We start from the raw sequence: 12,751 nt of genomic DNA, 5'->3' as shown, positions 1-12,751 counted from the left end.
CGAAATCCGAAAGGGCAAAAGTGGACGACTTTTACGCCGCCCGCGACAACACTATGCCGTCGCTACCGTGGCCGAGTATTGCTCCGCCGTTCACACATAGCCATAAGGGGCTGGAACTCACTCTCGTTCTGCAGGGCAGCTTCAGCGATGCAACCGGCCGGTTTGGCATCGGTGACGTTGAGGTTGCGGATCAGGATCTGGAGCATACGCCCATGGCGGGTGAGGGCCCGCCCTGCATCTGTCTCGCCGCGACGAGTATGCCCCTGAAATTCAACGCGTTCCTGCCGCGTCTGTTGCAACCGTTGTTCCGTATCTGATTTTGCCAGCAATATTCGGGCCGAAGCTGGATTTGCCGCATCCGCCTGGCAGGGTCCGTAGGCGATAATGTAGCCGATAGCCTCGACCGGGGTGCAAGCCGCGAAGCAAGACCCGGTCACCAGTGGCGGACTCTTGCTCCGCCACTGGCAGGCACAAAGCAGGGTGACGCGCCTGCAGGTGCTTTTACGCTGCGCTGGCGCGACGGGGGACGAGGGCGCGCATGAGGTCGGGCATTTCCAGCACGCCCACGGGTGTTTCACCGCGCATCACGCGATAGCGGCGGTCGAGCGCGCCCTCGGCGCGGGCGATCACGCTTTCCAGGTTGGCCTCGTGGTCGACATCGCCCGAGAATGCGCCGTCGATTTCCCCCTCGCGCATGATCGAGCGGACGCGCAGCACGCGCGCGCGGTTGATATCGGCCACGAAGTCCTCGATATACGGATCGTTGGGGTGCAGGAGGATGTGCTGCGGCTCACCCTGCTGCACCACGGCGCCATCGTTCAGGATCACGAGATGGTCGGCCAGTTTCAGCGCCTCGTCCAGGTCATGCGTGATGAAGACAATGGTCTTGTGCAACTCCGCCTGCAACTCCAGCAGCAGATCCTGCATGTCGGTGCGGATCAGCGGATCGAGGGCCGAGAACGCCTCGTCCATCAGCATGATGTCCGAGTTCGAGGCCAGCGCGCGGGCGATGCCCACCCGTTGCTGCATGCCGCCCGACAACTGGTGCGGATACTGGTCGCCCAAACCCTGCAGCCCGACGCGGTCGAGCCACCTGGTTGCCTCGGCCTGATATTCCTGGCGCGCAACGCCGCGCGTGGCCAACGCCATGCCAGCGTTTTCCAGAACCGTCCGGTGCGGCAGCAGCGCGAACTTCTGAAACACCATCGACATGTTCTTGCGCCGGAGATCGCGGATGCGGGCGTCATTCCATTCCAGGATGTTCTCGCCATCGAACAGAACCTCGCCCGCCGTCGGTTCGATCAGGCGGTTCAGGTGCCTGATCAGGGTGGATTTTCCCGATCCCGACAAGCCCATGATAACGGTTATCCGACCTTCGCGGATATCCACGTTGATATCCTGCAACCCCAGAACATGGTTATAGGTTTCCAACAGTTCGGGCTTGCCCACGCCGGCCTTGACATGGGCCAGCGCCGCTTGCGGATCGGCGCCGAAGATCTTGTAAAGGTGGCGGATCGAAACCTTGATGTCGTTTGTCTTTTCCATCTTCACCTCCTCAGCGGTTCGCCTGGCTGGCGTCGATACGGGCCAGCGATGCCTTGGTTACGCGGTCCAGACCGATGGCCAGCACGACGATGCCGAACCCCGCGACAAGCCCCACGCCCAGTTCCAGGTTGCGGATGCCGCGCAGCACCAGAACCCCGAGACCGGGGGCCGAGACCAGAGAGGCGATCACGACCATGGCGAGGCTCATCATGATGGTCTGGTTCACACCGGCCATGATATTGGGCAACGCCAGCGGAATCTGCACGCCGAACAGCTTTTGCCGGTTGGTCATGCCGAAGGCATCGGCCGCCTCGATCACGTCCTTGTCGACCAGCCGGATGCCAAGATCGGTCAGGCGGACCACCGGCACGATGGCGTAAAGGATGATCGCAATACCGTAGAGCTTTGGCTCCGTGACGGAGAACAGGAAGATCAGCGGAATGAGATAGACGAAGGGCGGCAGGGTTTGCAGCATGTCCAGAACCGGGATCACCATGCGCTGCATCCGGTCGCTGCGTGACATGGCGATCCCGATCGGGACACCGACGATCACGCAGACCGCGGCGCAGACGAATATGATCGCCAGCGTCTGCATGGCTTCGTGATAGTGATCGACAAAGGCCAGAAGGCCGATCATCAGGGCGATGAACCCCACGATCTTCCACGACCGGGCCACTGCCCAGACGATGACCAGCAGAACCGGAATGACAATCCACCACGGCGATTGCGTCATCAGGGACAGCATTTCGCGCAACATCCAGCTCAGGGGTTGTGTCAACGGGTCGATGACCACGCGCAGTGCATCGCGAATACCCAGGAACCCGGCCTCGAGCCCCTGTGTCAAATCGCGGGACTGGGGGACCGCCTTGCAGGAATCGTGCAGCGCATCGAGCGACGGAAAGGGAACGTCCCAAAGCGAGGTTTCGGTTTCCTGCCCCCTGGTCTTGGCCAGAAGGTCCGCCATCGTCATCGGGCCGTCCGCACCGCCCTCGTCGCACCATCCCCGCAGGCCGACAGAATCGAAGAACCAGTCGTAGGTTGCCATCACACTCTCAGGCCCGCGTCGCCGGCCCGCCCTTCCTTGAATTTCCAAAAAAGAAGCGGGGCCAGAAAGAACCGGCCCCGCCAAAGGACACTGAACGGTGCCCGTTCCGCCCCGTCACTTGAGCAGGGCGCTCAGGTTTTCCTTGGCCGCGTCATTGATCCACGCCGACCAGACGTCGGGATTTTCGCTCAGGAAGTGAACGGCCACTTCCTCGGCGGAGGCATTGTTTTCGTCCTGCCACGCGAGAAGGCCGCTCATCATCGAGGTTTCAAAGGTCATGTTGGTGAAAAACTCGGTGACCTCCGGGTTCGACTCGGCAAACGCGGTTGTGACCGAGGTCAGGATCGGCGCCGCGGGGAAATCCGACACTTGCGGATCTGGCGTGTCCGGGTTCTGAAGGTTCTGGAACGCCTCTTCGTTGTAGTCGCCCAAGTCGACGCGGGTCATGTCGTATTTACCCATCGGCACGGTCGGGCCCCAGTAATATCCGAACCACGCATCGCCATCGGTCACGGCCGCGCCCATCGACGATGCCAGCGTTTCGCCCGAGCCGTGGTTGAACACCTCTATCCCCGACGATTCAAGGTCCAGTGCCCGCACCAGGTTGTCCGACACCACGCGGCAGCCCCAGCCATCGGGGCAGTTGTTGAAGCGGTTGCCGACCAGGTCGGGGTTTTCCATTATGCCCTCGATGGTGGTCAGTTCGGGATGTTCCTCGGCCAGCGCCGCGGGAATCCACCAGCCTTCGACCCCGCCCGGCTCCAGCACGCTGGTCAGGCGTTTCATGGTGCCGTTCGATTCCAGTTTTGTGTAGGCATCGCCGGCCGAGTTCAGCCAGAGGTTGGTGACGACATCCGGCTCGCCGTTTTCGGCAACCGAGGTGATCGCGGGGATCGTATCGGAATTCACGAGGCTGACATCGCAACCATAACCCTGTTCCAGAAGGAACTTGGCGATATTGGTGGTGACGTCGGCTGCGGCCCAGTTCATCTTGGCGATCGAGACCTCGCCACAGGCGTCCTGTGCCGTCGCGGCCATCGGGACAATCCCAAGGGCCAGCGCGGCGGCAGCGGTGATACGAAGCGTAAACATGCGAAACTCCTTTTGTTTCCTCAAGGCAACCTGACGCCATGAAAAATGCCCCGTAGCCCGCGAGAAGCGAGGTGTCCTCCTACGGCTACAAGGGGATGGGCTATCAGGTTTCATGCCACGGATACGCCAAATTACTTCGAGGTGCAAACCATCGGGGTAAGGTTTTACGTCATATTAATAATAGATTACCCTTGATGGGGGGCATGCGAAGTGGCCGAAGTCCCGGGAAGCTAAAGCTTTTCCCTGATGTCAGTCTTCCGTGCGCTGGCATTTTTCCCGATCTCAAGCTTTTCCTTTTGGGCTGCCCTGTTTGGCCATCAACTCGTCGCTGCGTTCGGTCTGGGTGTAGAGTTTCTGGCAGACTCATGTCAGGTGCGGTACATACCCGCTGCTCTGAGAAACAGGGGATACGGTCCGTGATATGGAAAATGGATCAATATCGCCGACCGGGCGGCCTTAACTGCGTTGGAATTTTTATGACTCTGGTGCGAAACATTCTTCAGAACCTGGTCTTTTCTTCTTCGGCACCGGTTTCCGTGGCGCCCGATGCGGCGGCATCATTCGTGCAGAAGCCCGTTGCAATCTCTGCCATGCAAGGAAGCAAGCCGTGACCGAAATATCGCCTGCACGCCGGGGGCGGCCGCGTAGTTTTGACCGCGACGAGGCGTTGCGTCAGGCCTTGATGGTCTTTTGGGCGCATGGCTATGAGGGCACGTCGATGACGCAGCTGGTCGATGCCATGGGCATCGTGTCGCCCAGCATCTATGCCGCTTTCGGCTCCAAGGAGAACCTGTTCCGCGAGGCCGTCCAGCTTTATATCAACTCGGAAGTCGAACCTGCGTGGCGGGCGTTGGATCAGATTGCCGATATCCGTCTGGCGGTGCAGACAATGCTGCTGACCTCGATCGACGCATTTGTGGCCAGCGAACCGCAGCGCGGATGTCTCGTGATGGCCGGTTCGAACCTTCTGGGCAACGCTGACGATCCGGTGCGCGTTTTCTTGCGCGACCAGCGGTGCCAGTTCCGCAACCGACTTGTGAAACGGATGATCCTGGGAATCGAAGCGGGCGATCTTCCCTCTGGCAGCGATCCGGTGAGGCTTGCCGAATGTGTGCTGACCTTTTTCGGCGGTCTTTCGATCGAGGCAATCGACGGCATCGAAAAAGGCTTGCTCCAGAACAGCGCAAGGCTGTTTTGCGAACGGCTTTTTACAGAACAGTAAAGTTTTGTAATGACCAGCATATAATTCATTGCACGCGACCCGTCGGTTACTTATATGCTGCCCAGAATAGAAATCGGCGCATATAATAAGGACAACCTCATGGCTGTTGCTTCCGAGCATATTACTCCCTTGGCCGGGTTCGGTTCCGTCACGAATGTTCCGCGACTGCCCGACGGGTTCGCCGATACGTTCACGAGCTATCGCGTCGACACCGGCAGGACCGGGTTGCACGCCGTGATTGGCGGCAGTGGCGAACCGCTGCTGCTGCATTGCGGATGGCCGCAAAACTGGTTCGCGTGGCGCTACCTGATGCTGCCGCTTGCCCAGCGATATACCGTGATCGCGGTCGATCCGCGCGGGCTTGGCCTGTCCGACAAGCCCGCGGATGGCTTCGATGTCGATACGCTGGCGACGGACATGTTCGACCTGATGGATGCGCTCGGCCATGACAAGTTCATTGTGGCGGGTCACGATATCGGCGTCATGGTCGGCTATGCGATGGCGGCGGCACATCCTGAGCGGATCAGACGTATGGCCCTTGGCGAGGGCACGATTCCCGGTGCCTCGCCGTCGCCGGAGATGATCCCTGACGACCGCCGCATGAGCGATTTTTTGTGGCACTTTGCGTTCAATCGCGCGCATGACGTGAACGAGCGGCTCGTCGAGGGACGCGAGGACATATATTTCAGCTATCAGTTCGCGACCAAGGCAGCCTCTGAGGACGCAGTGCCGAAATATGCCCGCGACTTTTATATCGAGCAGCTTCGCAGGGTGCCTGGCACCCTGAAGGCGGGCTTCGACTACTACCGCGCGATGGACGAGACGATCCCGCAGGTGCGTCGTCACAAGGAAACCAAGGTCTCCGTGCCGGTTCTCGCCTTTTCCGGCGCGCTCGCCTGCGGGCCCCTGGTGGAGATGGAGCAGAAGGCCCTGGCGACAGAGGTCGAGTCGCTGATCATCCCGGAATGCGGCCACTTCCCCGCCGAGGAAAAACCGGAAGCCTTGCTAAAGGCTCTGCTCGATTTCTTCGCGAGATAGGCGTGCCGCCGCCGGATGTTCCGACAACTGTCATTGCCCGGCGTGGCCAACACGCCAGGTGAAACCGGAAGAGACAAATCGAAGGATTATGAAGATGTCCGATACCAACAAAATCATCGTGCTGGCAGGGGCAACAGGGCACTTGGGCTCTTTGATCGCCAAGGCCCTGCTGGAGAAACCGGACGTGACGCTGCGGTTGCTCGTGCGCCCGGAAAGCCTTGAAAAAGTTTCGGCGATGCGCGGTCAGGGTGTCGAAATCGTCGAATTCGACCTCGAGGACGAGGATACCGATGGGACGTTGGACAAAGCCATGAGCGGTGCTTATTGCGTCGTTTCGGCCGTCGTCGGTCAGGATGCCATGCTCGGAGGTCAGCTTCGCCTGCTCAAAGCCGCGCGCCGTGCCGAGGTGCGGCGCTTCATCCCGTCGTATTTTTCCTACGATATCTCCGGTCTCGATGCCGGCGAGAATGCCAACACCGACATCTTGCACGCCTTCGAACGCGCGGCCGAGGAGGTGCGCGGCGATGTGGAGCTCGTACAGATCCAGATCGGTGCGTTCGCGGACCGCACGATCCTGTTCGGTTTCCTCGGTGCGTTCGACCTGTCGGCGGGGCACGCTTTCCTGTGGGGGGATGGCAGCGCCAGGATGGACTTTACGACCTATCCCGACACCGCGCGGTTCGCGGCCGAGGTGGCGGTCGACGATAGGCCCGTTCCCGCCACGGTTCAGTTTGCGGGCGAAAGCCTGACTTTCGCCGAACTTGTGAAAGCATATGAAGAGGGTTCCGGCAAATCCATAACCGTGAAAAACATGGGATCTCTGGACGATCTCGAAAATGAAATCCGGCAACGCATGCAGGCGGAGCCGGAAAACATGTTCGCCTGGCTGCCACCGATGTACTGGCGGGCACTGCTGTCGGGGAAGGTGAAACTTCAGTCGATCGAGAACGACCGCTACCCCCACATCAAACCGATGGCCGTCGCCGACTATGTACGCGACGAAGGCTTGTGACCCGCCACGCCCGAAGAGATGCAAAAGCCCTGACGGGCGCCGTACACCGTTATCTGCGAAAGGAGTTTGACACATGACCGGGACCATCAACCTCGACAACGCGTTCTATCCCGATCTCAGCCAGCGCCAGGCCGTTATCGCCGGCGGAACCGGCGATGTCGGTGAGGGCATCGTCCGTGCCTGGCTGAAGACCGGGGCACAGGTGATCGTGCCGACGCGCACCGACGGACGGGCCGAGCAGTTCAAAGACGTGCTGTCTGATCTCGGGCAGCCCGAGAACCTGCATATCGTGACAGGCCACTACGGCAGCTTTGACGACGCGCAGGCCCTGGCCGCGCGGATCACCGGGCAATATGGGCAGGTTACGGATGTTGTCGCCTCAATCGGTGGCTGGTGGCAGGGCAAGCCCTTGTGGGATGTTTCGCCGGAAGAGTGGCAGCGCTATTTCGTGGATATGACGACCGCCCATGCAGCGATGGCGCGGGCCTGGATTCCGCACCTGCCACAGACCGGCAGCTACCAGTTGATCCTTGGCGGCAGCGCGGTCGAACCCGTGCCTGGCGCCTCGATCATCAGCATGCAGCAGGCGGCACTCCTGATGATGCGCCGTGTCCTGTCTGTCGAGGCCGGAGAAAGCAACCGCATTGCGGCGCAGATCCTGGGCCCGGTCGTCACGCGCGCGCGCAAACGCATCGACCCCGACTGGGTGACAAATGAGGAGGTGGGGCTTGTCTCTGCCGGTATTGCCGCCGATCCTGCCGTGACGGACGCAGACTATGTTTCCTATAACAAGGCACAGATGCTGGAAACCCTTCAAAAGCTGGCCGTCTATCCCGGCTGAGTACGACCGGGTATCCCGAGCAACAGTCAATGCCTCTGTGCGGCCCTTGACCTTCCTGCTGCTGGAAGCCCTACGTTGCAGGTCCATCATCCTCTTCCAGGGAAAGGATTTGTTATGGCCGGTGCCCATACACATCATCAGAACCATGGCGCCCAGGAGATTATCCGCGATCCCGTCTGTGGCATGACCGTCGACCCGGAGGCGGGAAAACCGGCAGCAGAGCATGACGGCCACACCTATCACTTTTGCTCAGAGGGATGCAGGGATAAGTTCCTGGCCGATCCCGAAGCCTACCGCACCGCCAAAGACCCGGTCTGCGGCATGACGGTCGAACGGGCGAGTGCCGCGCATGTGGCGAAGCATGGGGGCGAGCGATTCTATTTCTGCTCCGCCGGATGCCAATCGAAATTCGAGGCCGATCCCGACAAATACCTCGGCGGGCGTTTCGCACCCGAGCCGATGCCCGAAGGCACGCAATACACCTGCCCGATGCACCCCGAGATCGTGCGGGACCATCCCGGCGACTGCCCGAAATGCGGCATGGCGCTGGAGCCGCTGACGCCATCGGCGGACAGCGGGCCGAACCCGGAATATGTGGATTTCAAGCGGCGGCTGTGGATCACCGCGCCATTGGCGCTGGCTGTGTTTGTCCTTGAGATGGGCAGCCATATCGGCATTCCCTTCGCCGACTGGATCGGCCACACGGCGTTTGGCTGGTTGCAGTTCGCGCTGGCGACGCCGGTGGTCTGGGTTTGTCGCCCCTTCTTCAAGCGGGGCTGGGCATCTGTCGTGAACCGTTCGCCCAACATGTGGACGCTGATCGCCCTCGGGACCGGGGCGGCCTATTTGTTCAGCATCGTGGCGTTGATCGCGCCCGGCCTTTTGCCCGACCAGATGCGCGAAGGCGGTATGGTCCCGGTCTATTTCGAGGCGACGGCGGTGATTCTCGTTCTGGTGCTGATCGGGCAGGTCATGGAACTGGCCGCGCGGGAGCGTACCGGCGATGCAATCCGCGCATTGATGGACCTTGCCCCCAAGACCGCGCGGCGAGTGTCGGGCGATACCGAGGAGGACGTGCCGCTGGATGAGTTGAAATCCGGCGACATTCTGAGGGTCAGGCCCGGTGAGAGCGTTCCGGTGGACGGCATCGTGACCGAGGGACGCTCCTCGGTCGACGAAAGCATGCTCACCGGGGAGCCGGTGCCCGTCGAAAAGACCACGGGCGAGGACGTCACCGGCGGCACGCTGAACAAATCCGGCAGCTTCCTGATGGAAGCGCGGAACGTCGGCAGCGATATGACGCTCAGCCGGATCGTGGAAATGGTGGCCAAGGCACAGCGGTCGCGCGCACCGATCCAGGCGCTGGCGGATCGCGTGTCGGAATATTTCGTGCCCGCCGTGGTCGTTGTGGCTGTGCTGGCCTTCGTCGCATGGTGGATATTCGGGCCGTCGCCGGCGCTGTCCTATGCCTTTGTCGCGGCGGTGTCGGTGCTGATCATCGCCTGCCCCTGTGCGCTTGGCCTTGCAACGCCGATGTCGATCATGGTGGCGACGGGGCGCGGGGCCAATGCCGGGGTGCTGATCCGCGATGCCGAGGCGCTGGAACGCTTTGCCAGGGTGGATGCGCTGATTGTCGACAAAACTGGCACGCTGACCGAAGGCAAGCCGACCCTGACCGATGCCGAACCGGCGGAGGGTTTCGATGAGGCCGAGTTGCTCTCTCTTGCTGCCGCGCTGGAGCGTGGGTCCGAGCATCCGCTGGCAGAGGCCATCGTCGCCGGAGCGCAGGATCGTGGCGCACCGGTAAAGGACAGCAGCGATTTCGAGGCCGTGACCGGCAAGGGCGTCACCGGCATGGTCGAAGGCCGCAAGGTGGCGTTAGGCAATGCCGCGCTGATGGCCGATCTGTCGGTGGAGCCCGGTAAGCTGGCCGAGCGCGCCGGGGCGCTTCAGGCCGAAGGCAAGACGGCGATGTTCGTCGCGGTCGATGGCCGCCCCGCCGGGCTGGTTGCCGTGGCCGACCGGATCAAGGAAACGACGCCCGGGGCCATCCGTGCATTGCACGACCTGGGCCTGCGCATCGTCATGGCCACCGGCGACGCAGAGGCCACGGCCATGGCGGTGGCGAAAGAACTGGGCATCGACGAAATCCATGCCGAGGTAAGCCCGGAAGACAAGAACGCCCTGGTCCGCCGCCTGAAGGAAGAGGGCCTGTCCGTCGCCATGGCCGGTGACGGGGTGAACGACGCCCCCGCGCTGGCGGAGGCCGATGTGGGAATCGCCATGGGCACCGGCGCGGATGTGGCGGTGGAAAGCGCCGGAATCACGCTGGTCAAGGGCGACCTGGGCGGCATCGTGCGGGCGCGCAAGCTGGCCGAGGCGACGATGCGGAACATTCGCCAGAACCTGTTTTTCGCCTTCGTCTACAATACGGCGGGCGTTCCGCTGGCGGCGGGTATCCTCTACCCGTTCCTCGGCTTGCTCCTGTCGCCCATCGTGGCAGCAGCGGCGATGAGCCTGTCGTCGGTGTCAGTCATCGGCAATGCGCTGCGACTCAGGGCGCAGAAATTGTGACCCAGCGGGCCGCGGTGGCGCCATTCCAGACTGGGCCATCTAAAATCTAGGCCGATGGTGTTCCGGGCCGGCATCATCCCCAACTGCCATCTTTTTGTGCGGCCTCCGCCGCAGCCTGATGTCTGTAGGTAACGTGGTAGTTTTCCGGGTCTGCCTGGTGGGTCATCGACCAGAAATCGACCATGCGCCAGGGGTTGGCTGAGGTGACGCGCCCCCTGGAGTTGCGGTAGTAGCTGTCGAGCCCGGGCGATGTCCAGACGAGCCCTTCGTGCTCTGCATTGACGCGCGCAGTGTATTCGTCCGCGGCCTTTTGCGTGACCTCGACGCTCTGGATGTCGTCCTCGACCATGTGCGTGATGAAGTCAGCGATGTAGCGCGAGATGCACTCGTTCATGAAGATGCCGCTGCCGCCATGGGCAAGCGCGGTATTCGGCCCGCTGATGATGAACAGGTTGGGAAACCCCGGCACCGAGATGCTGAGATGGGCGAAGGGATCGTCCTTGCCCCAGGTATCGGCCAGGGATTGCCCGTTGCGACCGGTGATGTTCAGGCCGCTGGTCATCGTGTTGACGTCATAGCCCGTCGACAGGATGACGACATCCGCCTGTTCCGACGTGCCGTCGGACCTGACCAGCGTGTCGCCTTCGATATGATCTATCCCGCAGGTGACGAGTTCGACATTCGTCCGGCGCAGCGTGTCATACCAGCCGGCATCGAGCAGGATGCGCTTTCCATAGGGGGGATAGCCTGGAATGACCTTGTCCAGAAGATCCTCGCGCCCGGCAAGGCGCTCCTTGATATAGTCGACCATCTGGACCCGGTGTCGTTCATTCGTGGAATTGACCGAACGGGTCGGGTGGGGCCAGTCCGGGTCCTTCCTGAGCGTCGGCAGAAGGCCGTCGCCATAGCGCCACAGCATCGTCAGGCGGAACCATTCGGCGTAGAACGGCACGGTCTTGAGAAGCCATTGCTGATCTTCGTCGATCGGATCGTGATAGCGGGGGATCGGCCGCACCCATTGCGGGGTGCGTTGATAGACCGACAGGTGGCCGACCTCGGGGGCGATGGTGGTCACGATCTGCATGGCCGAGGCACCGGTGCCCACGACGACGACGCGCTTGCCTGACAGGTCGAGATTGGTGGGCCAGCGCATCGGGTGAAAAAGCTGTCCGGTGAACGTTTCCTCGCCCTTGATTGGCATCCTGTAGGGCTTGCTCAACTGGCCGATCGCGCTGACCAGGGCATCGACCTCTGCCGTTTCATGCCCGTCGGGGCCGTCGATGCCCACTTCCCAGATGCCGCGATCCTCGTTCCAGGCGGCAGAGGTCACGGTGGTCGAGAAGCGGATATTCTGCCGGATGCCGGTTTCGTCGGCGATCCCGCATATGTAATCCTGAATCTCGTCCCGCGAGGCGAAATAGCGGCTCCAGGAATAGCGGCTGCCGAACGAGAACGAATAGGCGTGGTTGGGCGTGTCGACGCTGCAGCCGGGATAGGTGTGCTCCCGCCAGGTGCCGCCAACCTCTTGCGCGCGCTCGAACACGACGAAATCCACACCGATCTTTTTCAGGTTCGTGGCCAGCGCAATGCCGGCGGTACCGGCGCCGACGATCCCGACGCGGAACTTGCGCGACCCGAGCTTTTGCCGGGCGCGCCCGGGATCGTGCCATTCGGCAAGGCGCGAGGCAAAGCCCACCTCCTCGCGCATCATTTCGGCATATTCCGGCGGGACCTGTTCGTTCAGGCAATGCCGCATCATGCGCAGCATCAGTTCGTTGCCGGGATCGGTTATTGCCGGCTTTGCATCGCGCGACAGGATGTCAGCCGCCGCGTGGCGAATCCCGGCCTGCTGCTCCGGGTCGAAGCCGGCATTGATATCGGCAATCACGGTAACGTCGCGTGTCGGGCAGTAGGGTTCTGACAACCATTTTTCGTCACCGGTCACGTGATACAGAACCATCAGCAAAACCCTGAGATCGGCATGTTCCAGTGCGTTCTCAAGTTTCTTACGATCATTGGGCTTTTCATTCATTTAGAAGAACTCTCCCTGGGATGGTGCGAATTGCATGATGTGACCGGGTACGGCTTTCCTCACGTGCCCGGGGAATATGTCCGGGCGTCGGGCCATTTGGCCATGCCCAGCCGATACGTAAAGGTTGGTGATACTCCTCCGATTCGTTACATAAATATACCAAGCGGTAGATTTAGCAAGAGGGCGATCGGGAGGACATATGTTCCGCACTGATGGATGAGGTTGTTCCCCCTGTGCATCTGGCCTGACATCGAAGGGGTTAAGAAAGGTTGAACCGTTCTGGCAAGAGGCCATGCCGCGAAAGCGGCCCGCAATCTGTTGGGTGGGCAGGGCCGACAATCATGGGGCAG

Annotated in this window: 11 protein-coding genes; 7 read left to right on the top strand and 4 right to left on the bottom strand. The window is 61.5% G+C overall.

Features of this window, described 5'->3' with window-relative positions; translation table 11 throughout:
- Window positions 1-317 (top strand): cupin domain-containing protein (locus F3H87_RS13345; RefSeq protein WP_188130048.1); only part of this gene is annotated, 317 nt, incomplete at its 5' end.
- A 184-nt stretch (window positions 318-501) separates the two neighbouring features.
- Here F3H87_RS13345 and F3H87_RS13340 read toward each other — a convergent pair.
- The 3 genes from F3H87_RS13340 to F3H87_RS13330 all read right to left on the bottom strand — a co-directional run bounded on the left by F3H87_RS13340 (window position 502) and on the right by F3H87_RS13330 (window position 3,682).
- Window positions 502-1,545, bottom strand: a complete 1,044-nt coding sequence (locus tag F3H87_RS13340) for a quaternary amine ABC transporter ATP-binding protein (protein WP_149788238.1) — start codon at window positions 1,543-1,545, stop codon at window positions 502-504.
- Window positions 1,546-1,555: 10 nt separating this feature from the next.
- A complete protein-coding gene (locus tag F3H87_RS13335) occupies window positions 1,556-2,590 on the bottom strand; it encodes an ABC transporter permease (protein WP_149788239.1) in 1,035 nt (344 codons plus the stop codon).
- A gap of 114 nt (window positions 2,591-2,704) precedes the next feature.
- Window positions 2,705-3,682, bottom strand: coding sequence for an ABC transporter substrate-binding protein (locus tag F3H87_RS13330; protein WP_149788240.1), 978 nt, complete (start codon window positions 3,680-3,682; stop codon window positions 2,705-2,707).
- Between the two features lie 428 nt (window positions 3,683-4,110).
- On the opposite strand from F3H87_RS13330, the gene F3H87_RS13325 reads away from it, so the two are divergent.
- The 6 genes from F3H87_RS13325 to F3H87_RS13300 all read left to right on the top strand — a co-directional run bounded on the left by F3H87_RS13325 (window position 4,111) and on the right by F3H87_RS13300 (window position 10,369).
- A complete protein-coding gene (locus F3H87_RS13325) occupies window positions 4,111-4,293 on the top strand; it encodes a hypothetical protein (RefSeq protein ID WP_149788241.1) in 183 nt (60 codons plus the stop codon).
- Window positions 4,290-4,904, top strand: coding sequence for a TetR/AcrR family transcriptional regulator (locus tag F3H87_RS13320; protein ID WP_149788242.1), 615 nt, complete (start codon window positions 4,290-4,292; stop codon window positions 4,902-4,904). The genes F3H87_RS13325 and F3H87_RS13320 overlap by 4 nt, the downstream gene beginning before the upstream one ends.
- A 99-nt stretch (window positions 4,905-5,003) precedes the next feature.
- Entirely contained in the window at window positions 5,004-5,942 is a 939-nt protein-coding gene (locus F3H87_RS13315; protein WP_149788243.1) for an alpha/beta fold hydrolase, read from the top strand.
- A gap of 94 nt (window positions 5,943-6,036) precedes the next feature.
- Window positions 6,037-6,954, top strand: coding sequence for an NmrA family NAD(P)-binding protein (locus F3H87_RS13310; protein ID WP_188129202.1), 918 nt, complete (start codon window positions 6,037-6,039; stop codon window positions 6,952-6,954).
- A 73-nt stretch (window positions 6,955-7,027) separates the two neighbouring features.
- Window positions 7,028-7,795 (top strand): SDR family NAD(P)-dependent oxidoreductase, encoded by a 768-nt coding sequence (locus F3H87_RS13305; protein WP_149788245.1) that lies wholly within the window; start codon window positions 7,028-7,030, stop codon window positions 7,793-7,795.
- A 114-nt stretch (window positions 7,796-7,909) separates the two neighbouring features.
- On the top strand, window positions 7,910-10,369 hold the full coding sequence (locus F3H87_RS13300; protein WP_149788246.1) for a heavy metal translocating P-type ATPase: 2,460 nt from the start codon (window positions 7,910-7,912) through the stop codon (window positions 10,367-10,369).
- A gap of 73 nt (window positions 10,370-10,442) precedes the next feature.
- On the opposite strand, the gene F3H87_RS13295 is transcribed toward F3H87_RS13300, so the two are convergent.
- Window positions 10,443-12,401, bottom strand: coding sequence for a flavin-containing monooxygenase (locus tag F3H87_RS13295; RefSeq protein WP_149788247.1), 1,959 nt, complete (start codon window positions 12,399-12,401; stop codon window positions 10,443-10,445).
- Between the last annotated feature and the right edge of the window lie 350 nt (window positions 12,402-12,751).

Origin of the sequence: Lutimaribacter pacificus (assembly GCF_900142185.1) — a bacterium.
In the GTDB taxonomy this organism is placed as follows: domain Bacteria; phylum Pseudomonadota; class Alphaproteobacteria; order Rhodobacterales; family Rhodobacteraceae; genus Lutimaribacter; species Lutimaribacter pacificus.
Note: the sequence above shows the minus strand (reverse complement) of the source record. Positions and strands in the feature narration are given on the sequence as shown.